The organism is Colwellia sp. MB3u-41, from assembly GCF_014076845.1.
Classification (GTDB): domain Bacteria; phylum Pseudomonadota; class Gammaproteobacteria; order Enterobacterales; family Alteromonadaceae; genus Colwellia_A.
Window position 1 is genome coordinate 127787 of record NZ_JACGUT010000084.1, and the last position, 26526, is coordinate 154312.

The 26526-nt window shown below is 37.2% G+C and carries 24 protein-coding genes; 15 read left to right on the plus strand and 9 right to left on the minus strand.

The genetic code is table 11. From position 1 onward, the window contains the following. Positions 1–124 precede the first annotated feature (124 nt). The 4 genes from H4J73_RS17240 to H4J73_RS17255 all read left to right on the plus strand — a co-directional run bounded on the left by H4J73_RS17240 (position 125) and on the right by H4J73_RS17255 (position 3082). Positions 125–523, plus strand: coding sequence for a hypothetical protein (locus tag H4J73_RS17240; RefSeq protein WP_182181730.1), 399 nt, complete (start codon positions 125–127; stop codon positions 521–523). A gap of 111 nt (positions 524–634) precedes the next feature. After that, positions 635–895 carry a hypothetical protein gene (locus H4J73_RS17245; protein WP_182181731.1) on the plus strand — a complete coding sequence of 87 codons (261 nt, stop codon included), beginning with the start codon at positions 635–637 and terminating at the stop codon, positions 893–895. After that, on the plus strand, positions 892–1119 hold the full coding sequence (locus H4J73_RS17250; RefSeq protein WP_182181732.1) for a hypothetical protein: 228 nt from the start codon (positions 892–894) through the stop codon (positions 1117–1119). Before H4J73_RS17245 ends, H4J73_RS17250 begins: the two co-directional genes overlap by 4 nt. Before the next feature lie 391 nt (positions 1120–1510). Next, complete coding sequence (locus tag H4J73_RS17255) at positions 1511–3082, plus strand: ATP-binding protein (RefSeq protein WP_182181733.1); 1572 nt, start codon at positions 1511–1513, stop codon at positions 3080–3082. A gap of 81 nt (positions 3083–3163) precedes the next feature. On the opposite strand, the gene H4J73_RS17260 is transcribed toward H4J73_RS17255, so the two are convergent. The 5 genes from H4J73_RS17260 to H4J73_RS17280 all read right to left on the minus strand — a co-directional run bounded on the left by H4J73_RS17260 (position 3164) and on the right by H4J73_RS17280 (position 8443). After that, on the minus strand, positions 3164–3517 hold the full coding sequence (locus H4J73_RS17260) for a hypothetical protein (RefSeq protein ID WP_182181734.1): 354 nt from the start codon (positions 3515–3517) through the stop codon (positions 3164–3166). Between the two features lie 281 nt (positions 3518–3798). Then, complete coding sequence (locus H4J73_RS17265) at positions 3799–5979, minus strand: malate synthase G (protein ID WP_182223404.1); 2181 nt, start codon at positions 5977–5979, stop codon at positions 3799–3801. 426 nt (positions 5980–6405) lie between these two features. Then, on the minus strand, positions 6406–7125 hold the full coding sequence (locus H4J73_RS17270) for an LrgB family protein (protein ID WP_182181735.1): 720 nt from the start codon (positions 7123–7125) through the stop codon (positions 6406–6408). Next, positions 7122–7499, minus strand: a complete 378-nt coding sequence (locus H4J73_RS17275) for a CidA/LrgA family protein (RefSeq protein ID WP_182181736.1) — start codon at positions 7497–7499, stop codon at positions 7122–7124. The genes H4J73_RS17270 and H4J73_RS17275 overlap by 4 nt, the downstream gene beginning before the upstream one ends. A gap of 8 nt (positions 7500–7507) precedes the next feature. Beyond that, a complete protein-coding gene (locus H4J73_RS17280; RefSeq protein ID WP_182181737.1) occupies positions 7508–8443 on the minus strand; it encodes a LysR family transcriptional regulator in 936 nt (311 codons plus the stop codon). Positions 8444–8783: 340 nt separating this feature from the next. On the opposite strand from H4J73_RS17280, the gene H4J73_RS17285 reads away from it, so the two are divergent. The 11 genes from H4J73_RS17285 (at position 8784) to ribBA (ending at position 20729) form a co-directional block, all read left to right on the plus strand. After that, a complete protein-coding gene (locus H4J73_RS17285) occupies positions 8784–10370 on the plus strand; it encodes an isocitrate lyase (protein WP_182181738.1) in 1587 nt (528 codons plus the stop codon). A 373-nt stretch (positions 10371–10743) separates the two neighbouring features. Then, positions 10744–12210: an alpha/beta fold hydrolase gene (locus tag H4J73_RS17290; protein WP_182181739.1), complete on the plus strand. Its 1467-nt coding sequence runs from the start codon at positions 10744–10746 to the stop codon at positions 12208–12210. Between the two features lie 10 nt (positions 12211–12220). After that, entirely contained in the window at positions 12221–12967 is a 747-nt protein-coding gene (locus tag H4J73_RS17295; protein WP_182181740.1) for an ATP-binding cassette domain-containing protein, read from the plus strand. Then, complete coding sequence (locus tag H4J73_RS17300; RefSeq protein WP_182181741.1) at positions 12964–14127, plus strand: ABC transporter permease; 1164 nt, start codon at positions 12964–12966, stop codon at positions 14125–14127. Before H4J73_RS17295 ends, H4J73_RS17300 begins: the two co-directional genes overlap by 4 nt. Positions 14128–14154: 27 nt before the next feature. After that, positions 14155–14757, plus strand: coding sequence for an RNA polymerase sigma factor (locus tag H4J73_RS17305; RefSeq protein WP_182181742.1), 603 nt, complete (start codon positions 14155–14157; stop codon positions 14755–14757). After that, complete coding sequence (locus tag H4J73_RS17310; protein WP_182181743.1) at positions 14754–15443, plus strand: hypothetical protein; 690 nt, start codon at positions 14754–14756, stop codon at positions 15441–15443. Before H4J73_RS17305 ends, H4J73_RS17310 begins: the two co-directional genes overlap by 4 nt. A gap of 306 nt (positions 15444–15749) precedes the next feature. Beyond that, positions 15750–17006, plus strand: a complete 1257-nt coding sequence (gene glyA / locus H4J73_RS17315) for a serine hydroxymethyltransferase (protein WP_182181744.1) — start codon at positions 15750–15752, stop codon at positions 17004–17006. A 201-nt stretch (positions 17007–17207) separates the two neighbouring features. Then, positions 17208–17663, plus strand: a complete 456-nt coding sequence (nrdR, locus tag H4J73_RS17320; protein ID WP_182181745.1) for a transcriptional regulator NrdR — start codon at positions 17208–17210, stop codon at positions 17661–17663. Between the two features lies 1 nt (position 17664). Beyond that, the gene (gene ribD / locus H4J73_RS17325; protein WP_182181746.1) at positions 17665–18801 is read left to right on the plus strand and encodes a bifunctional diaminohydroxyphosphoribosylaminopyrimidine deaminase/5-amino-6-(5-phosphoribosylamino)uracil reductase RibD; all 1137 of its coding nucleotides are present in this window, start codon (positions 17665–17667) and stop codon (positions 18799–18801) included. 55 nt (positions 18802–18856) lie between these two features. Further along, positions 18857–19522 carry a riboflavin synthase gene (locus H4J73_RS17330; protein ID WP_182181747.1) on the plus strand — a complete coding sequence of 222 codons (666 nt, stop codon included), beginning with the start codon at positions 18857–18859 and terminating at the stop codon, positions 19520–19522. A gap of 97 nt (positions 19523–19619) precedes the next feature. Then, entirely contained in the window at positions 19620–20729 is a 1110-nt protein-coding gene (ribBA, locus tag H4J73_RS17335; RefSeq protein ID WP_182181748.1) for a bifunctional 3,4-dihydroxy-2-butanone-4-phosphate synthase/GTP cyclohydrolase II, read from the plus strand. A gap of 70 nt (positions 20730–20799) precedes the next feature. On the opposite strand, the gene H4J73_RS17340 is transcribed toward ribBA, so the two are convergent. The 4 genes from H4J73_RS17340 to H4J73_RS17355 form a co-directional block, all read right to left on the minus strand. Then, positions 20800–22791: a TonB-dependent siderophore receptor gene (locus H4J73_RS17340; RefSeq protein ID WP_182181749.1), complete on the minus strand. Its 1992-nt coding sequence runs from the start codon at positions 22789–22791 to the stop codon at positions 20800–20802. Between the two features lie 344 nt (positions 22792–23135). After that, positions 23136–25019: a 1-deoxy-D-xylulose-5-phosphate synthase gene (gene dxs / locus H4J73_RS17345; protein ID WP_182181750.1), complete on the minus strand. Its 1884-nt coding sequence runs from the start codon at positions 25017–25019 to the stop codon at positions 23136–23138. A 38-nt stretch (positions 25020–25057) separates the two neighbouring features. After that, entirely contained in the window at positions 25058–25948 is an 891-nt protein-coding gene (gene ispA / locus H4J73_RS17350) for a (2E,6E)-farnesyl diphosphate synthase (RefSeq protein ID WP_182181751.1), read from the minus strand. Next, entirely contained in the window at positions 25948–26211 is a 264-nt protein-coding gene (locus H4J73_RS17355; protein WP_182182106.1) for an exodeoxyribonuclease VII small subunit, read from the minus strand. Before H4J73_RS17355 ends, ispA begins: the two co-directional genes overlap by 1 nt. Positions 26212–26526 lie beyond the last annotated feature (315 nt).

Sequence of the window (26526 nt, forward strand, 5' to 3'; positions counted from 1 at the left end):
TGTCAACCAGGATGTTTTTTATTCATCTTGATTAAAAACAATACATGATATATAAGATAGCTGAATAATAAAAATCAATAATATTAATAAAGATTCAAAATAATAATAAAAATAAGGATCGTTAATGGTGAATATCAATAAAAAGTTATGGTCATTTAATTTTGGCTGTTTAATTGCGGGTACATTTTTTTGGTTAACCAGTTTTGGTGTTTCTGCTCCAATATTTGAAGTTTTTTATGATTACCCTCATTTTATACTTCATTATTATTCAAGTTTAGTAACCGCCTTTTCAGCTTTTCTACTTACCAGTGTTATTATCTTTATTATGGGGCGTTTTTTTAATGTTTGTGCAAGTGAACATACTTTTTGGTTAGTTTTACCTAGTTTAGGATTTATTATTTTAGCTATGCTCTTTAGTCAATCAATATTGATCACTATGTTGTATGCCGCATTTCCTGCACTTATTGTTATGTTTACTATTGCGATAATGAGACGAATGCCTAAATATAAAAGGCTAGTATAGTGTATGTTAAATTAGGATATATTGTATGCAATAATGGCTTGGTGATATGATAATTCATCTTACTCGCTAATTAGCTATTAAAAAATTACGCAAACTCTTTCAGCGGCAACGTTGAATCGTAATTTACTCTATCCAAAATTAATCAATGCGTTGCAAAAATATTTTACTGAAAATATAATGTTACTTTTCCGTATACATTTTGATATTGAAAACCCTCAAGAAATCCGAGAAATAACATTATTGATAATGCAGGCAAGGCAAGTAGGTGATGTTGATGGTATTAAACTGCTTACAGTAGCCCCACAATTAATAGCAGCACATGCAAGTGTTCGTCGGATTAAAACAGTGTATGTCTGGGGCGAAGTTTATTGAAAGCTCAGCTTGTTTTTCCGCAAATTAAACAGCTAAATATTCACTGCGAAGCCATTGAAAATTTAAAAGAGTTTGCCAATAAGGAGGATACTATTTCTTGTGCTACGCTAAGTACAGAACCATTAATTTGGGGGGGAATGGTTACAAAAAGGTTATATTTAGACATGGTTGCAGATTATCGCCCTGATATATGTGAAATGGATGATCAATGTTTACTACGCTAAAAATTTTTTGTAGATAATATGGAAAGTGCATTACGTGAAACTGGACATTTGGTTATCTCGTTGCAAACTAAAGTGATACTACCTGAACATATTAATGCTGATTTATTTCCCTGTGTAGTCACCAGTATATTTTTGAGAGGAAGTGAGAAGATATTACTATTTTTAAGTCAGTAGTACATGCGTTGGAAGACCTTATCGCGGCTAAGCTTTTTGCAGAATATGTTCATATGAGTTTGTAACGTTAAATATGTTGATTTTAATTGTTTTTTAGTATGTTAATGTTGTTTTTCTATTGACATTAAACAGCATCAATATTTTAATGATGCATATCTTGTTTCAATATTATGGGCACTCTTACCCATATTCTTACTTTTAATTGATGGTGTGATAAATGGATAAATCTGGATCATTTAATAGTAAATTAAGCCGCAGGGTACTTGTTTACATATTGCTCTGTAGTTCTGTACTATCTATTAGCTCAACTTTCCTTCAATTATATGTTAATTATGATGAAAGTCTTACTACACTAAATCAACGATTTGATAATATAGAAACAAGTTATCTTCAGTCTATATCTACAAGTTTATGGGATTTTAACGAACCTCTCGTACAGCAACAGATTCAGGGTATTGTTAAATTACCTGATATTAGCCATGTTAAAATAGTGACTGGCTTTGGTAAAACCTATCAGTTTGGCGATGAAGATATTTCGGCTGACAAAGAGGTAGCATACCCTATTTTTTACAGTGGAAATGATATTGGCGTACTGATTGTTACAGCAAGTTATGACGATATATATCATCGGCTTTGGCAGCAAGCGGGCTTCATACTTACCGCTGAAGTGATTAAAATTTTTATTGTGGCTTTTTTTATTATTTTTATTGTTCATTGGCTTATAACTCGCCATATTTATCATATTACTTATTACTCTCAACAAGTCGCTGCTGAAAAAATAGATTCGCCATTAGTGTTAAACTCGCGGCCCAAAGTTAAAGACGAACTTGATGAACTTGCCGATACTATTAATCACATGCGAACAACATTGAAGAATGATATTTTAAAACTTGAAGATGCTGAAAATGCATTAATTAACCTTAACGGTGAACTTGAGGTAAAGGTTTATGATCGCACGTCTAAGTTGGCATCGAGTAATAATCAGTTACAGCAATCATTAGACGATTTAACTTTAGCAAAAGATCAATTAGTACAATCAGAAAAAATGGCTTCTTTAGGGCAGCTTGTTGCTGGTGTTGCGCACGAAGTAAATACCCCTTTGGGGATTTGTGTCACTTCAATTACAGCTTTGAAAGAAAAAGTGTTGGAATTAAACCACTCAGTAGAAACTGAAAACCTGACAAAATCACACTTAACCAAAACGCTTGATCTATTGATTGAATACCAAAATATTATTGAAAGGAGTTTGAACAAAGCGGTTGAATTAATTAGGGGGTTTAAATCAGTTGCCGTTGAACAGCATACAGACCCTGAATTGAAAATTAATTTATCCACTCATGTGAATGATGTTGTCAACACAGTAAAAACACTTTTCAAACGTAAAAATTATACGATTAATATTGAAGTAGACAAAAAAATCAATTTAATAACCTACCCAAGCGCATGGAATCAAATTCTCACTAATTTTTTAACAAACTCTCATATACATGGCTTTGATGGAATCGAAAATGGTGAGATATCTATAAAATTTGTTGCGTATAATCGCTTTTTAACGCTCACTTATAGCGATAATGGCAAGGGCTTACATGGTAGTGTGGTCAACCGTATCTTTGATCCTTTTGTCACGACTAAACGTGGTCAAGGTGGTTCAGGATTGGGCATGAATATTGTTTATAACTTAGTCGATGCAAAATTAAAAGGCACCATTAAATGTTTAGAAACAACACAGGGGTGTAGTTTTGAAGTTAAGGTGCCGATAAAAAATAAAAAAGGAGCGCTTGAAGCATAGATTGTCTATTTAAGTAAAACGCAAAAAAGCCGTCAAGGCTTTTTTAGTGTTCGTTAATACCCGCCTGATATTATTTCTGTTTTAATCTAGCGTAGATAATTGGTTAATTGATTTATCAGTATCGTCTACAAATAATACTGAAATAAACTGCTGCAATTTATCATTAAAGATGATGGCAAGCTCAAAGTATTCGTTTTTAGTTGTTGTTTTGCATGTGCTATATTCTGTTATTCCATTGTCAGGTTTTAACAATGGTTTTACTTTTTCGCCACCTTCATTAGCCAATTCAGAAAAAGCTGTCATACAAGTGACACTCTTAAATTTTTGGTTAATTTGAATTGTTTTTGATTCTGCTGATGCAGTCGAAAGTGTACAGCACAATCCAATGATACTGAATATGGCACTCAAGGCTACCGTTTTAAATTGTGATTTCATGTTGCGATCCTCGTCTTATAAATTCACAGAGCATTACTATTGTAACTAAAATGTGTACACATTAACTATAAATTGTAAAAAAACATATTGCTAGGGGTTTAAGCTCAATGGTTAAAAAATTGGGTTTAATAGCCTAAATACGCATACACTTGTTATAAATTATCAATAAATAGATGCAGTCATAGTAGACAGGTAATTACCGTGTAAAGTTTCACCGGGCTGAAAATAAAAAAAGAAATATTGTGATAAATATTTCTTTTTATAATGAGAGCCCAAATAAATTAACTATGCTGTTTTACCTTAAGACGATAGCTATGTAATAGAGGCTCTGTATAACCATTAACCTGTTTAGTACCTAAAAAGACTAAATCACAAGCGGCTTTAAAAGCGATACTATTTTCAAAATCATGTGCCATGGATAAATAGTTAGCATCATTTTCATTTTGACTATCGACTACTTTGGCCATTTTCTTCAAACTGGCTAAAACTTGCTCTTCACTGCACACTTTATGGGTTAGCCAGTTTGCCATATGTTGACTGGAGATACGTAAAGTTGCTCTGTCCTCCATTAAGCCAACATTATTAATATCAAGTACTTTTGAACAACCCACACCTTGATCAATCCATCGAACGACATAACCTAAAATCCCTTGTGCGTTATTGTCTAGTTCATCAGATATCTCTTGATCACTCCAGTCAGTATTTTTAGCCAGAGGAATTGTTAAAATATCATCTAGGCTAGCGGGCAAACGTGCTGATAATTCTTTTTGTAGAGCGAATACATTCTCTCTATGGTAATGCAAAGCATGTAGGGTTGCCGCTGTAGGGGAGGGAACCCAAGCCGTATTTGCGCCTGCTTGAACATGATTTATTTTAGTTGCTAGCATATTCAACATTTGGTCTGGAATTGGCCACATGCCTTTACCTATTTGTGCTTTACCACTGAAACCACAAGCTAAGCCAACATCAACATTGTTATCTTCATAAGCAGCTATCCACGGTGTTAATTTGATATCTGCTTTTTTGGCCATGATACCTGCTGCCATTGAAGTATGAATTTCATCTCCGGTGCGATCTAAAAAGCCTGTATTAATGAAGACCACACGAGATTTTGCTTCGGCGATACAAGCTTTTAAATTAACACTGGTACGGCGCTCTTCATCCATAATGCCCATTTTTATGGTGTTCTTTGCTAAATTTAATGCATTTTCTACTTGCTCAAATAAAGTATTTGCAAAAGCAACTTCTTCCGGGCCATGCATTTTAGGTTTAACAATATAAATAGATTTTTCTGCACTATTACAATAGAGAGCTTTTTCTGAAGTGCTCTCTAAATTGGTGGTAGCAATCAATGAGGTAACCATGGCATCAACAATGCCTTCAGGCACTTCAGAGCCGTCAGCTAATAATATGGCATTATTTGTCATTAGGTGGCCAACATTTCGAACAAACATTAAGCTACGACCTTTCAGTGTTAAACTTTTACCATCAATTTGATGATACTTTCTATCAGCCGCCATTTCTCGTTGAATTTTTTTGCCATTCTTCGTGAGTGTCGTGGTTAAGTTGCCTTGCATTAAACCTAACCAGTTTTTATAAGCAATGACTTTATCTTCTGCATCTACCGCTGCCACAGAATCTTCGCAGTCCATGATGGTGGTTAAAGCCGATTCAAGAGTGATGTCAGAAATACCGGCATTGTCACTTTTTGCTATTTCACTTATTTCATCAAAGTTAATCTCAAAATGTAATCCATTATGTTCAAATAAGAGTGCTTTGGGGGTTTTAGAGTCCCCCTGGTAGCCTTTAAAAGCATCAGGTTTTTTCAGTTCCGCTATAGCACCATTTTCAAGCTGAATTGATAATTGAGCACCTGATATTCTATATTGGTTTGCGTGCGCATGACTTCCTTGTGTAAGTGGAATGCTTTGATCTAAAAACTGTCGTGCAAATTCAATGACTTTTTGGCCACGAGCAGGGTTGTAAGCCATCGAATTTTCAGCACCATTTTCTTCAGCAATAACGTCACTACCATAAAGTGCATCATATAAACTGCCCCAACGTGCATTTACGGCATTAAGTGCAAATCTAGCATTCATTATGGGAACCACTAATTGGGGCCCCGCCATTGTTGCTAATTCAGCATCTACATTTTGTGTCGTTATTTTGAAATCTGCTACCTCAGGTACAAGATAATTAATGTCGTTCAGAAAACGTTTGTAGGCAGAAAAATCAAATTTATCGCCAAAGTTATTCTGATGCCAACAATCTATTTTTTCTTGTAAATCATCACGCTTTATTAATAAAGATTTATTAATAGGACTCAGTTCTTCAATAATCACTGAAAAACGTTGCCAAAATTCAGTAGGCGAAATTGTACTATGAGGAAGTACATCTTGTTCAATAAAGTGATGTAAACATTGAGCTACTTGTATATTTTGGGTCTTTACATATTGGGTCATCATACTTTCCTCTTGTGCAATAATTCACGCAAGTTGTTATTTGAATGTTGTGTCATGGCGTAAAATTTTTTAAATCGCCCTTAAAAATAGGCATAAAACATAATTAATGACGTTATCTAAGTGCAATGTAGGAGGTATTATTTTTTCATGCAATAGCTGACAATTATTATGTGGGTGGGCTAACTTACTGTTTTTTATTTAACATATAAGTCTACCTTGGTAATTCATTGATAAACAAAGAGTCTTTTGTTTTTTGTTTTGTTTTTTCATTAAGTGACAATAATTATTGTTATTTATAATAGTTATCATAAATATTATGAATGTAAGTTGTTTTATTTGTTTTTTCTGTGAATGTTAGTTTAACGGCATAATAAACTTTATCGGTTAAACAAATAACACACGAGCTCTTTATACGATTAATCCAAGCTACTGTAAAAAATGGGCTAGTGTATTAATGATTAAAGGGCTAAATATTGCAGTAACTACCGCTGAAATAATCAATGCTAAAGAGCTGTAGGCGGCATGCTCATAACTCACCTTACTGATTGTTGCTGTGCCAAGTGCGTGGCTGGCGGCACCAATTGCTAGTCCTTGCGCTTTAGCAGAGGTAACATTGATCAATGAAAGCCAAGGTGGGCCTAATAGAGCACCAAATAATCCAGCTAAAATAATCGCAAATGCGGTGATTGAATTATTGCCATTTAGCTGCTCTGTTAATGCAATACCTATAGGTGTTGTCACTGACTTTAAAGAAAGCGAGACGGCAATATCATATTGATTAATTATCCATAAAGTCATAATAAAACTTATAGAAATAGCAATAAAAACACCCATCAATAACAGTATTAATATATGTCGCCATTGTTTTCTAATGGTTTGAAGGTGCTGATATAGCGGGAATCCCAGAGCAACAACAGCAGGTTCTAAGAGTTTATTTAATGGATAAGTGGCTTGATAATATTGTTCGAACGGCACGTTAAAAAATAATAAAAGGGGGATCAGCGTTAGAATCGATAACAGCATTGGATTCAGCCATGCTTTTTTTAATGATTTTTGAAGGCGAGCATAAACTTGATAAACTGCAATAGTAAGCACTATATAGAGTAAGCCGGCGCTTAGCGTCGTTATAAATGTTGGACTTATCATTTGCTCAGCCCTTCATCGTCTACTGACGCTTGTTTATTAAGTTGTCGCTGATAGCTGAGCCCAACGAAGGTGAGCAATAAAAATGTAGTCAAAAATATGATCGCCACTAAGGCAAAGCCATGATTCTTGATGAGTTCAAAATGATTAATTATTCCTACCCCTGCGGGAACAAAGCACACTGCCATGTTAGCAAGCGCCCATTCAATACAGGGTTGAATTCGTTTAGCATTAAGAAGTCGATAATGAAGTAAAGCGGTAAACATCATCATGCCATATAAACTTGCAGGCAGAATTGGCAAAAAAATCTCAATTGCTTTCCCTGTTAGCAAACAAATACCCACCGACAAGATACTGTAAATTATATGACCTATCATTTTTTATATTACCCTTGTTCTGCCGCCTCTATAACCAATTGTCTAAACCAAATGTGGCTAGCATCATGGTGTAATAACGGGCTCCAAATCATTTTTAATTCGATATCTGGAATGTCAAAAGGGGGGGGGACAATTGTATATTTATGATCATCTTTATGAAGCATTGCTGCTTTTGTAGGTAGAGTAGCAATTAAGCCGTCTTCATAGGCGAGTTGCATGGCGACATGATAATTACGGGTAAAGACCTTTATATCTCGGTGCTTACCTAAACGGGCCAACGCTTCATCTACCCATCCTAATTTTTGTACATCTTTAGGGTCCATGCCCACGCCAACCCCAAAGCCTGTCTTTGATACCCAAACATGTTTTGATGAAAGGTATGTGTCTAAATTAAATTCGGCAACATAAGGGCTCTCAGCACTCAACAAACATGAGAATGAATCACGCCATATTGTTTTTTGATGAAAAGACTGTGGTAATTCATCAAAACGATTTATGGCCATGTCAATTTTCCCGGCTTCAACATCATGAAAAGTTACATCACTTGGTGTCATAATATCAATGGTGACATTTGGAGCAATTTCATTGATCTTTCTTAATAAACGTGGCAATAACGTTGAAGCAGCATAATCACTCGCCATAATACGGAAAACACGTTGGCTATGCTTTTCATTAAATTCTTCTTCGCCTTGCAGTGCCTCTTCAAGTTCTAATAAAATTTTTCTGATCACCGGCGCTAAAGCTCTAGAGCGTTCCGTGGGCACCATACCGTCTGATGTTCTTACTAATATCGGATCGTTAAACAAATTTCTGAGTCTTTTTAAACCGTTACTCATAGCTGGCTGGGTAATATTAAGCTGGCTTGCTGAGCGGGTAACATTTTTTTCTCTAAGTAAAACATCAAGATAAATAAGTAGGTTTAAATCAATTTTAGCAATATTCATAGTTTTTATGACCAATAGAAATAATATAACTAATGTATATGTCACGAGCAGAAAAATAAATCAAGAAGTTTTCAGTACTAAATAAAATTTTAGATCTAATTTTTTAAGACTAAAGTCTTGTTTTTTGTTTTTTACTCATTGAAAAATATGAATATATATTTTTATGTGATTATGTATTTATCTTGTGAATGGTAGTGATAGATATTATATATTTTAAGAATACTCTCAGTATGTTCTAGACTTTGTGTTGTTCGGTATGTTTGCTTTTATATTTACTTTCATCACAAATGCTAAAGCGAACAACACCATTTAAAAAAATTACAGACTCTTGGAGAGTAACATGTCTAATTATCAAAGTGCGATAGAAGCAGTTCAAGCAATTAAAGCCAATGCAGGAAGCTCTTGGGATGCTATAAACCCAGAGTCAGTTGCTCGTATGCGTGCACAAAACAGATTTAAAACTGGTTTAGAGATTGCTCAATATACTGCAGACATTATGCGCAGTGATATGGCTGCTTTCGATGCTGACAGCTCTAAGTACACTCAATCGTTAGGTTGCTGGCATGGTTTTATTGGCCAACAAAAAATGATTTCTATTAAGAAACATTTTGATGGTCAAACAGACCGTCGTTACTTATACCTTTCAGGTTGGATGGTTGCTGCATTGCGTAGCGAATTCGGTCCTCTTCCTGACCAATCAATGCATGAAAAAACCTCAGTAGCTTCTTTGGTTGCCGAACTTTACACTTTCTTACGTCAAGCAGATGCCCGTGAACTTGGTGGTCTTTTCCGTGAACTAGACGCTGCAAGCGATGGCGATAAAGCCGCTATTCAGTACAAAATTGATAATCACGTTACACATGTTGTGCCAATTATTGCCGATATCGATGCCGGTTTTGGTAATGCTGAAGCGACTTACATCATGGCTAAGCAAATGATTGAAGCTGGCGCTTGTGCCCTTCAAATAGAAAACCAAGTGGCTGATGAAAAACAATGTGGACATCAAGATGGTAAAGTGACTGTTCCTCATGCTGATTTTCATTCAAAAATTCGCGCATTGCGTCATGCATTTTTAGAACTAGGTATTGATAACGGTATTATCGTTTCACGTACAGATTCTGAAGGTGCTGGCCTGACTAAAGAAATCGCGGTTGTTAAAGAGCCAGGCGATCAAGGTGATATTTATAACTCTTTCCTAGACGTTGAAGAAATTGACGTAAGCGATATGGCTGAAGGCGATGTGTGTTTCAACCGTAATGGTAAGTTAGTTCGACCTAAACGTTTACCTTCTGGTTTATACCAATTCCGTCAAGGTACGGGTGAAGAGCGTTGTGTATTTGACAGTATTGAAGCGATTAAAGCTGGCGCAGATTTGCTATGGATAGAAACAGCAACACCAAACGTTGCTGACATTACTGCAATGATGAATGAAGTGCGTAAAGAAATTCCAGATGCTAAGCTTGTTTATAACAACAGCCCATCATTTAACTGGACACTTAACTTCCGTCAACAAGCATACGATACCATGGTTGCTGCTGGTGAAGATGTATCAAACTATGTTCGTGCTGATTTAATGAATGTTGATTACGATACGACTGAGTTAGCTGCATCAGCAGATGACAAAATTCGTAGCTTCCAATCAGATACAGCACGCGAAGCAGGTATTTTCCATCACTTGATTACATTACCTACTTATCATACGGCTGCGTTATCTACGGATAACCTTGCTAAAGAATACTTCGGTGACCAAGGTATGTTGGGTTATGTTGAAGGTGTTCAACGTAAAGAAATTCGTCAAGGTATCGCCTGTGTTAAACATCAAAACATGTCTGGTTCAGACATGGGTGATGACCATAAAGAATACTTTGCCGGTGAGAATGCCCTTAAAGCGGGCGGAGCGAACAACACTTCTAACCAGTTCTCATAATAATTAAAAACAGTTTTCTCTAGAAGTAAAAACCGAATAACATTTATTGTTATTCGGTTTTTTTATGTACAGGATGTACGGTATGTCGTGGTGCCATGGATGGCAATGAGCGGCGAATGGTCAGGATGTACGGTCATGATTTTTGTTCCAGACAAATCGTAAGTACCTACATCGATGTAGGCAATGTCGTGGTGCCAATGAATAACCCATATTTAACTTTACCCATATTCAAAAGAATCATTACCCTCTCTTTATTTAAAAAAATACCTATATAAACAAGTTACTAAAGTTAATTTCGTTTTATTTAAAATAAGTTGTAATAAAACGCTTAAGGCTGAGACTATATGTTCGATATTTTAAAAGGAATAAAATAATGAATAGAAAATGGCAAAGTCTTCTTGCATTAAGCTTACTGAGTTTTAGCTCACTACTCTTGGCTGATGATGCAGAGACACAAAACAATAATAATGAAGTGTTAACTTTGGAAAACTGCCACCTAAAAGGCATTAAGTCACAAGTTCAATGTGGCAAATTACAAGTACCCGAAAATTATAGTCTACCAAATGGCGAACAAATAGCGGTTAACTTTGCGGTATTACCTGCAATTGATAATAGTCAAAATAAAACCCCTTTAATGTTCTTGGCAGGCGGACCAGGACAAGCAGCGGTTGAATTAGCGGCACATATATTTACAACGTTTAGTGAAATAAGAAAATCGCACGACATTATTTTAGTTGATCAACGTGGTACAGGAAAATCTCATCCGCTAGAGTGTGACGAAAATACGGTAAGCAATGTTTATGAAATTATTCCTGAAGATTTTTCAGCACAAGAGATCAAAGATTGTATTGCACAATTTAAAGGCGACTTAAGTCAATATAACTCAGAAAATGCCATTCGTGATTTTGATGCCGTTCGTCGTGCGTTAAATCATAACAAAATTAATATTTATGGTGGTTCTTACGGTACACGAGCAGCTCTAGTCTATATGCGCATGTTTCCAGACGCACTTAACAGTGTGGTATTAGATAGTGTAGGACCGATTGAAGTGCCTATTGGCGCTTTTGGTCAAAGCTCAGCCCGTTCATTTAATTTATTACTTGAAAATTGTAAGCAAGATGAAAGCTGTAACAAAGCTTACCCAGCACTCGCCGATGAATTTAAAGCTGTTGTTGCCCGGTTAGAGCAAGCATCCGTTAAGATTGAAATAGCTCATCCACGTTTAGGCTCAAAAACTGATTTTGTGTTAAGTCGTAGTAAGTTCATTAGTAATATACTTATGCAGTTATATTCGATGGAAACACGACCTTTAGTGCCATTGGTTATTCATCAAGCCTTTTTAGGTAATTATCAACCTCTGGTTGGTTTAATTGCGATGTCAGATGGTGGCATGGGCATGTATGTTGGTTTAACGTTAAACATTGTCTGTAATGAAGATTTCCCTAAAATTAGCGCTGAAATGTTTGCCGCTGATGCGCAGAACGACTTCGGAGGTAGTGAAAGCCATAATGCGTGGTTGCAAGCTTGCCCGTTATGGCCTAAATACTCGGTGAGTAACGAATTCTACCAAAGCGTAACCGCAAATATTCCAACCCTTATTTTATCAGGTAGTTTAGACCCGGTAACACCACCAAGTAATGGCGATAAATCTGCAGCAACGTTACCTAATAACCATCATATCATTTCAAAAAACAGTGCGCATATTGTTGCTTCAACGGATTGTGGGGTTGATATCGTTAATGAATTTCTAGAAACACTTGATCCTAATAATTTAGATGAGTCGTGTTTAGCTGAACTAAAAAGTGTAACGTTTATGACCCATCTAAACGGCACCCTATAAGGATATTATTATGATTGAAGTTAAAAACTTACATAAAAGTTTTATTGATAAAAAGAATACAGTAAAAGCGCTTGATGGTTTGTCGTTTACGGCAAAAGATGGTGAGATAACCGGAATATTAGGTCCTAACGGAGCAGGTAAAACAACTTGTTTACGAACCCTTTATGGTTTACTTAAAGCGGATGAAGGCTCGGTATTGGTTGATGGTTTAAATGTATTAGAAGACCCCTTAGCGGTTAGGCAGCAACTGGGTGTTTTCCCTGACAAATTTGGTTTATACGAGCGCTTAACCGCTTACGAACAAGTGGACTACTTTGCGAGTCTTCATGGTATGCAAGGGGCAAAGAAAAAAGCGGCGATAGCACAAATTTTTAAAGATTTAGACATGGAAGAATTAGCCCACCGTAAAACAGTAGGATTTTCTCAAGGACAGCGAATGAAAGTCACTTTAGCTCAGGCTTTAGTGCACCAACCGAAAAACTTTGTCCTTGATGAGCCCACGCGTGGTCTTGATGTAATGAGTACACGAGTTTTACGTAACCATTTAGCGAAATTTAAAGAAAAAGGTCATTGTATTTTATTTTCATCACACGTCATGCAAGAAGTTGCCGCGTTATGTGATCGCGTGATTATTGTTTCCAATGGTAAATTAGCTGCTCAAGGTACTCCGCAAGAACTTTGTGACTTGGCTGGAGAAAAATTATTAGAAGATGCGTTTGTTAAATTAATTGGTTCAGATGAAGGAGTAGCCGCATGATCCAGTTTAAAGCGTTATTAATTAAAGAATTAAGAGAAGCGTTTCGTGATAAACGCGCACTGATGGTTGCGTTAAGTATGAGTTTTTTATTACCTATAGGCTTAATGGTTGCGTTTAATATCATCATTGAAAAAAATGTTGATAATCCTGCAATTTATGTAAAATTTACAGGTAGTGAACATGCCCCTAAATTGATTGAGTCACTTAAAGATACCAATATCTTGTCATTTGCTGATGTACCAGCAGAAAATAAACGTCAATGGGATCTACAAAGTATCGAGCTTGTTATTCCCGATACTTTTGCCAAAGATATGGCTACAGGTTTACCTATTGATGTTATTTTACGTGCTGATTCAAATGAACAGTCTTTACTGACACCCTTGATGCGTATTAAAGCTAACGTAAGTGCATACTCTACAAACATAGGTTATAAACGCTTAATAGTACGTGGAGTTGATCCTAAATTATTACAACCTATCGTACTACAAGAACAAGATATGGCATTGCCTAGCAGCACTGTGATGATTATCTCATTATTTTTAGGGCTGTATTTGATCCTGACCGCTTTTATGTCCGGCTTATCTATTTCTATAGATTCTAGTGCCGGGGAGCGAGAAAGAAATGTGCTAGAAATGTTACTTTGCCAACCAGTAACGACACTTAAGATTGTATTGGCAAAGTTATTTTGTTCGAGCTCGGTATCAATTCTTGCGATAGTTGTGATGCTAGTGTTGACATCCATAGCAATGGATTTTGTTGATTTAACTAAAATAGGGGCAACATTTAGCATTGATGCGTTTACTTTTATCGCCTTGTTAATGTTGCTGATACCACTTTGCTTTTTAGCATCTGCGTTGCAGTTGTTTTTATCTTTTCAGGCAAAATCATTTAAAGAAGCACAGTCAACGGTAACCATGTTAATAATGGTGCCTAGCTTTATTCCTTTTGTCATGTCTATGATGGATAGTAAGCCTGTCTGGCTTGAGTGGCTTCCTATTTCAGGCCAATCAATTATTATGGAGGACTTATTTAAAGGTCTACCTGTGGATTGGGCGACGTTGGCAATTACCAGTAGTAGCACCTTAATATTAACTGTTGCTGTTATTTTAGGATTGGCACAAATCTTAAAATCTGAAAAAGTTGTTATGTCTCTAAGTTAATAGAGTATATACAGCGTTGGTGTTTAGATGAATAACTCGATAGAATTAACAATAGAGCAACAAGACCGTTCTAAAACGGCGTATAGTAATTTATTGAGTTATTCTTTGAACCCAACTTCAGATTATCAAAAAGTATTCACGCAGTGGATGACAGCGTATGAAAAGCTACTCCGTCATATCATTAACGGCTTTGAAGCAAAACCGGCTATTCAAGATGAGCTTTTTCAAGAGATAGCCCTCAATATTTGGCGGGCACTGCCTAATTTTAGAAACGATTCAGCAGTGAAAACATTTGTTGCACGAATTGCTCATAATGTTTTAGCGACTCATGTGGCAAAAGCGGTTAAATCCATAAAGGCTGACCAAGATATTGATGAATTAAGTCAAGAGGCTGAACACGACCAAATTCAGCCTACACCTTATCAAAGCTTAGATAAACAGCAAAGGCAACAGCGTTTAGCACAAGCAATCAGGCAACTTAAACTGGATCAGCAGCAAGTGATAACCCTCGCTCTTGAAGGGATGAGTTATCAGGAAATTTCTGAGGTGTTAGTGATCACCACAAACCTTGTCGGCGTGCGATTACAGCGTGCAAAAAAGGCTTTAGCACAATTGTTGGAAACGTTATGAACGATAAAGAATCCCCTTTGAATGAAAAAAGCAAAGTAACTTTGCAGACAAAAACTCAAGCAGAGACAATACTTGATGTGATCAGTTTACCAGAGAAGGCTAACAGTGTCCCACCTGAGCCTGCTATGTTCGATGAGCAGTGGGCTGAAATGGCGCAAGACTGGCAAAGCCAACCGACGGCTAAAACTGATATTGCTAAATTACTTAAGCAAACAAAGCAAAGAACTGTTTGGGCAAAGCGTTTGTTAGCCATAGATATTATCGCCACAGTGGGTATGGTTTTAGCCGCTTTATATATGTGGCTTACGGGGTCGGAAGATCAAGCAACTATAATTTACTTTGGCATCGGTAGTTTTTTGTCTGTTGTATTTGTTTACTTCGCGATTAACATTCGACTGGCTGCATGGAAAGTTAATTGTGGTAGTCCGGATAAAGCGATTGATCACGCTATTTCTGGCTGTCTGTCTTCTATTAGCTATATTAAGTTAATTAAATTATCATTCTTTGTTTTTTTACCCTTTGTCAATTGGTATATTTTTACCATGAGTGAGCAAGAAAGTCAGTCACCTGTTTTAGGTTTGGTGTTAATGAATGTATTTGTTCTTTTAATATCGGCTATTACTCATTATTTTCATGTAAAAAGGCGTAACGAATTAAAACAGTTACAGGGACTTCTTTCAAAATAAAATATGGGTAATTCATATAAAGTTAGATTATGTTTTGTTTTTACGTTTTATGTTGTTTAAAATTCCTTGTTATTGTTTTTTTTCTTGGTTATATTCTGTCATACTAAAAGTATTGTTCGAGACTTTAAAAGTTTTTATCAAGAATAACAAAAACACTTACGGCATATTAGATGAATAAATGAGCTAAGAATTGTACCTTTACTCGTGTACAACTAAGCTGATTTGAGGCAAAATATGTCGCATAAATTTTGCTATCCATTAGACAATTGTCTGTAACAGCCTTGGCTGAATTATTGAGGAAAAACCATGTTTACACGTGATATGAATATTGCTGATTTTGACCCTGAACTTTATCAAGCGATGAGCAATGAGAAAGTTCGTCAAGAAGAGCACATTGAACTTATTGCTTCAGAAAATTACTGTAGTCCTCGTGTGCTTGAAGCACAAGGTTCTCAATTAACCAATAAGTATGCGGAAGGTTACCCTGGCAAGCGTTATTACGGCGGCTGCGAATTTGTAGATATTGCTGAACAGTTAGCCATTGACCGTGCCAAAGAATTATTTGGTGCCACTTACGCTAATGTACAACCACATGCTGGCTCTCAAGCTAATGCAGCTGTATTTCAAGCCTTAGTTACACCCGGTGGTAAAGTATTGGGCATGAGCTTAGCGCATGGTGGTCATTTAACACACGGTTCACATGTGAGCTTTTCAGGTAAATCTTACGAAGCTTTTCAATATGGTCTTCACCCTGAAACAGGCGATATCGATTACGAAGAAATGGAACGCTTAGCACAAGAACATAAACCAGAAATGATCATTGGTGGTTTTTCTGCATTCTCTGGTGTTGTTGATTGGGCGCGTATGCGTAAAATCGCTGATGGCGTTGGCGCTTACTTCTTCGTAGATATGGCTCACGTTGCTGGTTTAATTGCAGCAGGTCTATACCCAAATCCAGTTCCACATGCTCATGTTGTTACAACAACAACGCATAAAACATTAGCTGGCCCTCGTGGTGGTTTAATTATTTCAGGTTGTGACGACGAAGCTATTTATAAAAAATTGAATTCTGCTGTCTTCCCAGGTGGCCAAGGTGGCCCATTAATGCACATTATTGCGGCTAAAGCGGTAGCATTTAAAGAAGCATTAGAGCCTGAATTTAAAGTATACCAACAAAATGTTTTAGATAACGCTAAAGCGATGGTTGCTGTTCTTCAAGAACGTGGTTATAAAGTTGTTTCTAACGGTACTGAAAATCACTTGTTATTACTTGATTTAATCGATAAAGATATTACGGGTAAAGATGCTGATGCTGCATTAGGCCGTGCACATATTACGGTTAATAAAAACTCAGTACCCAACGACCCTCGTTCTCCGTTTGTAACGTCTGGTTTGCGTTTAGGTACTCCTGCGATTACACGTCGTGGTTTTGGTATCGTTGAAACCAAAGCATTAACAGGTTGGATTTGTGATATTTTAGACGACATTAACAATGAAGATACGATCAGTAAAGTACAAGCAAGTGTTAAAGAACTTTGTGCACGCTTCCCTGTTTACGCATAAGTTAAGTTTATGTTGAGCATAAAAACTCAAGATAAATAAGTTGATGTAACAACAGCTTAATTAGATTAAAATGGCCGCATTAGCGGCCATTATTGTTTCTAACGTATAAACAGAGCTATTTGCTGATAAAACCCAATCAATAACGTTTTTACACTGAAAAACTTATTGGAATAGGTATAAATAATTTTATTGGAGCTTCCCATGTATTGTCCTTTTTGCCGAGCGGTAGACACCAAAGTTATTGATTCTCGTTTGGTCTCTGATGGTCATCAAGTTCGCCGTCGCCGCGAATGTCTCGCTTGTCATGAGCGCTACACTACTTTTGAAACCGCTGAATTAGTCATGCCGCGTATTATCAAAAATGGTGGGTCGCGTGAACCTTTCAATGAAGACAAAATGCGAAATGGCTTAGTGAGAGCTTTAGAGAAGCGCCCCGTTAGTGTCGAACAAGTCGAACTCTCAATTAATAAAGTGAAATCAAAGCTGCGTGCTACTGGTGAAAGAGAAGTCTCGAGTGGCCTACTTGGCAATATCATTATGGAACAATTAAAAGATTTAGATAAAGTCGCTTACGTTCGTTTTGCGTCGGTTTATCGGTCTTTTGAAGATATTCGTGAGTTCAGTGAAGAAATTGCCCGTTTAGGTGATGAAAAATAATATGAGCCAATTTTCTAGTGACGATTATCACTTTATGCAACGTGCCATCATGCTTGCCAAGGAAGGGCACTTTACTACCTCTCCTAATCCGCGAGTGGGTTGTGTCTTGGTTAATAAAGGGAAAGTTGTTGGTGAAGGTTATCATCAAAAAGCGGGTGAAGGTCATGCCGAAGTTAATGCCTTAACAATGGCTGGTGAGAAGGCAAAAGGCGCAACCGCTTATGTAACCCTTGAGCCTTGTAGCCACTATGGTCGAACGCCACCATGTGCTGAAGGGTTAATCAACGCGGGTGTCAAACACGTTGTAGCGGCAATGGTTGACCCAAACCCTAAAGTTGCGGGTAATGGCTTGAAAATGCTAGAGCAAGCAGGCATTTCTACGCAACATGGTTTACTAACCGCTGCAGCTGAAGCATTAAATATCGGTTTTATAAAACAAATGACGAGCGGTTTACCGTATGTTCGTTGCAAATTAGCGGCAAGCCTAGATGGAAAAACCGCCATGAAAAATGGAGAAAGTAAATGGATAACTTCTCCACAAGCTCGACAAGACGTTCAGCGTTTACGCGCACAAAGTTGTGCCATTATTAGTGGCGCTGACAGCATTCTAATGGATAATGCTAAAATGACCGTTCGTTGGTCTGAATTGGGTGAATTAAAAAATAGTTATAAAAAAGAAATGGTTAGACAGCCTATTCGGATTGTTATCGATACTAAAAATCGCTTAACACCTCATTTAGCGTTTTTTAATGAAAATAGCCCCATAATATTAATTAGAAACACCATTGAAAACATTCATCAATGGCCTCACTTCGTAAAGCAAGTGCCTTTACCTTTTGCACCAACATCAACAAGTGAACAGTACATTGATTTGCGCGCTTTATTGAAATATTTAGCACAGCTAAACTTAAATGATGTGCTCATTGAATCCGGTGCTCGTTTAGCTGGCGCGTTTATCGAGCAAGATTTAGTTGATGAACTGATTTTATACCAAGCACCAAAATTGATGGGGGCTGACAGTAAAAGTTTAGTAAATATGGAGAGTATTGAAAACTTGAGCCAAGCAAAAGTACTAAATATAAGTGATATACGTATGATCGGCAAAGATATCCGTATTATTGCTAAACTTTTACCTTGAAATTTTAGTATTATGTTTAGATTAAATTGACCTACAAATCACGTAAAGAGTAATTATGTTCACAGGGATCATTGAAGCCGTTGGAACCATTCAGGCTATAAATATTACCGGGCAAGGCGCAAGACTTGTTATTTCAAGCGGATTATTAGACATGAGCGATGTTAAACTGGGTGACTCAATAGCCACTAATGGCATTTGCTTAACGGTCGTCGCGTTTGACTCGTCAACTTACAGTGTTGATGTGTCTAATGAAACATTAACTCGTACCGGTTTTGTCGATTATCAAACAGGGCAATCAGTCAACTTAGAAAAAGCCATGTTACCAACAACTCGTTTTGGCGGGCATATGGTGTCTGGCCATGTTGATGCTGTTGTTGCTATTAGCTCGATCGAACATAATGGCAATAGTATTGAATATTGGCTTGAAATGCCAAGCGATTTAGCACCATACATTGCTGAAAAGGGCTCTATCACCATCGATGGTACAAGCTTGACAGTGAATAGCGTTACCGATAATCAATTTCGTTTAACGATTGTACCGCACACTACAGCGCAAACTATCATTGCTCATTATAAAGTTGGCACTAAAGTAAACCTAGAGGTTGACTTAATTGCGCGTTATATCGAAAGGCTCTTAACAAAAAAAGACGCTAGCACCGGTGATAATTATAGTGGCGGCGTGACGCATGATTTATTAGCACGTAGCGGCTTTATGAAATAATCTATCACAGTGCGTATTTATACCAAGACGCACTGTGGTATTCTTCAAGAATTATTCAGAATTAAGTTAACCAAAAAGTTAAATAAAAGAGATGATCATGAATTTAAATACCCCACAAGAAATTATTGACGATATTGCTCAAGGTAAAATGGTCATTTTGATGGATGACGAAGACAGAGAAAATGAAGGTGACTTCATTATGGCCGCGGAGAAAGTAACACCCGAAGCGATTAATTTTATGGCGACTCATGGCCGTGGTTTAATTTGTATGCCAATGACCGTTGAAAAGTGCCAACAGTTAAAACTACCACTAATGGTTGAAAAAAATGATGCTCAGTTTAGTACTAACTTTACTGTGTCAATTGAAGCTGCCCACGGGGTAACTACCGGTATTTCTGCTGGCGATCGTGCAACCACTGTTTTAGCCGCTGTTGCCAAAGACGCTAGCCATTTAAATATTGTTCAGCCGGGTCATATTTTTCCTTTAATTGCTAAGGACGGTGGTGTATTAAATCGCGCAGGCCATACCGAGGCAGGGACCGATTTAGCACGTTTAGCGGGTTTAGAGCCTGCTGCTGTTATTGTTGAAATATTGAATGAAGATGGCACCATGGCGCGTCGCCCAGATTTAGAGATTATCGCTGAAAAGCATGATTTGAAAATGGGAACCATTGCCGACTTAATTGAATATAGAAATGCAAATGAAACAACTATTGAACGTATTTCAAAATGTAAACTGCCTACAGCGTTCGGTGAATTCGATTTAACCGTATTTAAAGACACGATTGATGGCCAGGCACACTTTGCTTTAACTAAAGGCGAAATTAAAGCTGAAGAGCCAACCTTAGTGCGTGTACATTTAGAGAACACCTTCCGAGATTTATTATTTAGTCAGCGGGAAAGTGTTGCGCAATGGCCAATGGCGAATGCATTAGAAAAAATTGCTAAAGAGGGGGGCGTGTTGGTTTTACTCGGTAAGCATGAATCTACGGCCGAGCTTATTTCTCAAGTGGAAAAATATGCAAAAATAGATGCTGGCGAAGAGGTTAATGAAGTTAAACGTCATGTTGGCTCTCGTAATGTCGGTGTTGGATCACAAATCCTTTCAAACCTTGGTGTGAGTAAAATGCGCTTATTAAGCTCTCAAACTAAGTATCATTCGTTATCAGGTTTTGGTCTTGAGGTTGTTGAATACATCGCGGAATAATTTTGTTTTAATGAATTTCGCTCATCTATAAAGTAACTTTGTAGATGAGCGTTAATGCTTATCAGTGAGATTAAAACTGATAATGATAGCTCACTGACACCTCTCTGCCTTTTCCGGGCACTTCACCATTAAAAACTCTAGGATCGAATACGTCGTAGTCTTTGTTAAATAAATTTTGCGCAAGTAATGAAACTTTTTGTTTTTCATCAATGTCATAACTGATTTTTCCTGAAACCAGCAAGTATTGTTTTTGCACAAAACGTACCTCGTTAATTTGGGGAAGCTCAACCTTATTTCGCCAAATGGCGTTAGCGTTAAATTTCCATCGTCCTAAGTTATAAGTGAGGTTGGCACTACCGAAGCGTTTAAAACTCTCATTGACTGGGTCATCAAATAGGTGAGTGTAATTTAGCGACAATCGGAGTTGCTCACTGAGTTCAAACGTTGCACTGTTTTCCAAGCCACTAATTTTCATATCAACGGCATTATCAAAGGTAAATTGTGCTTCACCATTGTAGGGCACTTTATTGATAAAATCTCGTAGATCATTATGGAAAAAGACGATTTCACTGGAAAATTTATTCGCTTGGTATATCCAAACTAATTCAGTTGTTTTTACAAATTCAGACGTTAAGTTAGGGTTGCCAGTCGTAACACTGTCATTTGAATAGAGCTCGTTATTGACGGGAGTACGAAATGACTCCCCGTACTGTAATTTTAAACTATGGTTTGAACTGGCTTGCCAAACCAGTGCTGCACGAGGTGATAATTTATCATCAATCCCTTTTACGTTGTCGTACCTTGCACCTAGAAATAAATTAATGTCAGTTGCTATTTGCCATTTAAGTTGGCTGTAAATACCTTGCATTTCATGTGATTGATTTAATGCTTTTGTTTCAGGCATGATGGCAATAGGCACAATTTTGTCTAGATAGATATCATCGTTAATAATTATGAGATCTTGTTCATAATCATAATGAGTTACGGCATTTCCTGACTGAAATTGATTGGCTTTTCTGTACTCAATACCCGAATTAAGGTTAAGTACTTTATTTATTTTCCAGCTGTGATCAAGGTTTAAATCGGTAGACTCTGTGCGCCAAAAAGGACCCACTAAAAAATCATTCCGGATAAAACCAGTATCTTTAGCTAAAGCCATACCGGCCGACTTTATTTCAAATAGACTGTAAGACGCTTTAATATCTAACTGGTGTGTCTCACTCTGAAAAATTTCACTTTTACCTGATATTGAAAAGCTTTCACTGGTGTGGATATTATCAACAGAGTAGCCTCCAAGATTCATAAATTCGTTGAGTTCATTATCACTGTAGCGTAAATTTATTTGATTATTTTTATAGTGCATACCGACTTCTAAATAGGCATTTTTATAAGGGTCTTTTACTTGGCGGTTTAAAGGCGAAATGTATCGATGCCCCGTCGATCTTTCAACTGAAACATTGCTATGCAATCGCAAGTTTTTAGAGACTTCATGTTGCCAACTCGTAGAAAGCTGCTGATACCCTTTTTCACCTAAACTGACAGTAAGTTGTTTATCAGATGTTTGGGTAATAATATTTAACACACCCAAAAAAGCATTACTGCCATAAAGTGCTGAACCGGGTCCGCGAATAACCTCGATACGTTCAATAATATCGATAGGAATGTGTGGCGTATAGACAGAGGCTTTACCAAAAGAGACTTCATTTAGCCGTTCGCCATTGATCATCACGAGAATATAACCGTTGTCTAGATAAACGCCACGGGCATGCTCTTTGGGAACAGCACCAACCCAGTCACCTCGCGTCATCTGAAAGCCAGGTACAAAATTCATCACATCATAGGCATTTTTGACACCCAATGATTGAATGTCTGAACGTTCGAAAACAGTGATGGTTGAAGGCACTGTTAAGACAGTTTCTTCAGTTTTAGTGGCTAAACTAATACGTACTTGCATTAGCTCTTTTATACTAAGGTCAAATATGTCTTTTTCAGTTTTAGCAGCTAAGCAACTATTGTTAATAACAATGAAAAGACAGCTAATAACCCAAACGGCAATTTTCATATAATATTAATAAATCAGTAGCTTTGTCATTAAATTAGTTGGTTATACTGACGAATGCAAGATAAAAGAGCGCTATTGGTAATAAAGGGGGCGTCAAGCACTAATTTTAACTACATATTCTCTAGTTTGAACGGCTAAAATATAAAATTAAAAACAATTTGTTATGCAGAAAACCCTCAAATTATTGGTGAGTTTTTATACCCTACACGCGAATATATTACGCATGGCAAGCATGACTTTAAGTGGGGCTTGTAAATAGAATTATAGGGTTGGAAGTTTGAGTGATGACTAAAACTCAGTGACTAATAACGGTGTTACTAGTCACTATTGAATATTTTAGATATTTAAAGTTTACGAAAGGCGTTAATTTTATCAATAATACCTTGGCTGTCTAGTCCAAGTTCTTGATGAATTTCTTGCTGGGTACCGTGTTTAATAAAGCTATCAGGCAAACCAATATTTAATATTTTAATTGCAATACCTTGGCTCAGTATATATTCATTAACACCTGAACCAGCACCACCGGCGATGGCGTTATCTTCAACCGTAACAATAATCGTATGGTTTTTTACGACATCGTCGATGAGTGCTGAATCGAGTGGTTTGATAAAACGCATATCAACAAGCGTTGCATTTAACTGTTGAGCCGCTATTTGGGCTTCATCTAACGTGCTGCCAAAATTTAAAATCGCAACTGCTGACTCAGTATCATCAGTTACGGCTTGTATAATTTTTCTTGCCTTACCCATTTCAATGGTTTCGTCTATGCTAGGTAATGTTGCACCATTACCTGAACCTCTTGGATAACGAACGGCCACTGGACCATCATGCTTGAAACCCGTCGTGAGCATCATCTGACATTCCCGTTCATCTGATGGCGCCATAATAACCATGTTTGGCACACAACGTATAAAGCTTAAATCAAATGAACCCTGATGTGTTGGTCCGTCTGCGCCGACAATACCCGCACGGTCAATTGCGAATAATACCGGTAAATTCTGAATCGCCACATCATGAATTAATTGATCGTAACCACGCTGTAAAAAACTTGAATATATAGCGACTACTGGCTTTTTACCACCAATAGCCAGACCAGCAGCAAAAGTTACCGCGTGCTGTTCGGCAATTGCAACATCAAAGTATTGCTTGGGGAAACGTTGGCTAAATTCCACCATGCCAGATCCTTCTCCCATAGCAGGGGTAATCGCAATAAGCGATTCATTTTTTTCAGCTGTTTTACAAAGCCAATCACCAAATATTTTTGAATAAGTCGGTAAGCTTGGTTTACTCTTGGGTAAACTTGTTTGTGTGGGATCAAATTTAGGTACAGCATGGTACTTTATCGGGTCTTGCTCAGCGGCGTAATAGCCTTTACCCTTTTTAGTGGCAATGTGGAGAATTTGAGGCCCTTTTAAATTACGCATATTGGAGATGGTATCAACTAATCCATTAACATCATGACCATCGATAGGGCCAATATAGTTAAAGCCCAACTCTTCAAAAAATGTACTTGGTACGACCATACCTTTTAAATGTTCTTCAGCACGACTGGCTAATTCTTTGATTGGAGGCATGTTTTTAAGTATGCGCTTACTACCTTCACGAATACCGGTATATATACTACCAGATAATAATTTCGCAAAATGATTATTTAATGCGCCAACATTTTCTGAAATCGACATTTCATTGTCATTTAAAATAACTAACATGTCGCTTTTAATGTCGCCCGCATGATTCAATGCTTCAAAAGCCATGCCTGCCGTCATCGCGCCGTCACCAATAACAGCAACCACTTTACGTTGCTTGCCTTCTTTCTCTGCAGCAACAGCCATACCGAGTGCCGCAGAGATCGAAGTACTTGAATGCCCAACACTTAAGACATCATACTCACTCTCTTCACGCCACGGGAAAGGGTGCAAACCATCTTTTTGGCGAATAGTATGCAGTTGGTCGCGTCGACCGGTTAAAATTTTATGCGGATAAGCTTGATGGCCAACATCCCATACCAGGTGATCAAAGGGGGTTTTATAAACATAATGTAATGCGACCGTTAATTCGATCGTGCCTAAGCCTGAAGCAAAGTGCCCACTACTCTTACTTACCGAACTTAATAAGTAACTACGTAGTTCTGTACTGGCCTGAGTTAACTGGGGTTTATCTAACATACGCAGATCGTCAGGAGAATTTATGTTGGCCAATAAAGGGTAGTCGACAAGATTTATAGTCATATTTATTTTGTTTATTCTTTAGATTGCTTGTTACAAGATTAATGCACGCGTTTTATTATAAACGTCGCAAATTCAGCTAAGTTATTTGTATTGTAGGGTAAAGTGGCTAAAGCTTGAAGTGCTTGTTGATATAAGTTGTCAGCTTTTTGTTGAGCACCCGCTAAACCTAACAGTGCAGGGTAGGTGCTTTTATTGGCAGAAACGTCGGAACCTGCTGGTTTTCCGAGTTCTTCTTCACTGGAAATAATGTCAATTATATCATCTCGAACTTGATAGGCTAAACCAACATGCTCAGCATAAATAGCTAATTGGTCTTTTTCATCAGTTGAAATATCTTGGCTTATTTCGGTGACCATAGTCACAGATGCTTTTAATAATGCGCCTGTTTTTAGTGAATGTAACTTTTCTAATTCAGCTAAGGTTATTATTTTATCGGTTGCAGAAATATCAAGCGCTTGTCCGCCACACATGCCTTGATAGCCTGAAGCATTGACTAATTGACGAATTAACGTAAGGCGTTTAGGTTCAATTTGAGCGCTAAATTCATGATTAACTAAAATGTCGAAGGCAAGTGTCTGTAAACTATCACCGGCTAAAATTGCTGTAGCTTCGTTAAAAGCTTTATGGCAGGTCGGTTGACCGCGGCGTAAATCGTCGTCGTCCATTGAAGGTAAGTCATCGTGTATTAATGAAAAAGCATGAATGCATTCTAATGCGGCGGCAATGCCGTCAACGTCAGACAATTTAAGTCCAAGTGCTTCGCCAGTAATATAGCTTAAATAAGGGCGCATACGCTTGCCACCAATTAATAGCCCATATTGCATTGCTAAGAACAAATTTTTATCATTGATTTCATATTTTGCTAATTTATCAGCAAGATATTGATTAATGCGAGTTTGATAAAAATCGAGCTGATTTAATTGGGTCACTAATTGTTACTCGTATCGTCTGAATCACCTTCATTCTCAAAAGTTTCAAGTTGAGTTTTACCATTTTTAGTAAGCAATATCTGAATTTTTTGTTCAGCACTTTTTAACTTGTCTTGACTCGCTTGACTGAGATTTAAACCACGCTCAAAAAGCATCATCGAATCTTCTAAGCTCAACGCACCTTGTTCTAAATTTTGAACAATAGTTTCGAGTTCTGAAAGCGATTCTTCAAAGCTTAAATTTTCTATTTTTTTCTTAGCCATTAACAAACAGTTCAGTGATTGAATATCTAGACGCAAATCTATACCAAACGCATAAATTAATCAATCAACTTCCAGTGCTTTTACCCCCTAATTGTTATCATGAACTTGATTTTAGTAAGCTGTTTATATGTATTATGAGACTTATATTTATGTTGGTTAAGCCTCATGCACTCTTGCGATAACGGGGAGATAAACTTGCCGCTTTTACTGAATAAATTTTGTACCTATATTTAATTTTTCAGGCAAGGTCTTATTAAATATTTTGCTGATAACTTTAAACATTACAAGATCATCACTAATTACTTAAGTTATTGA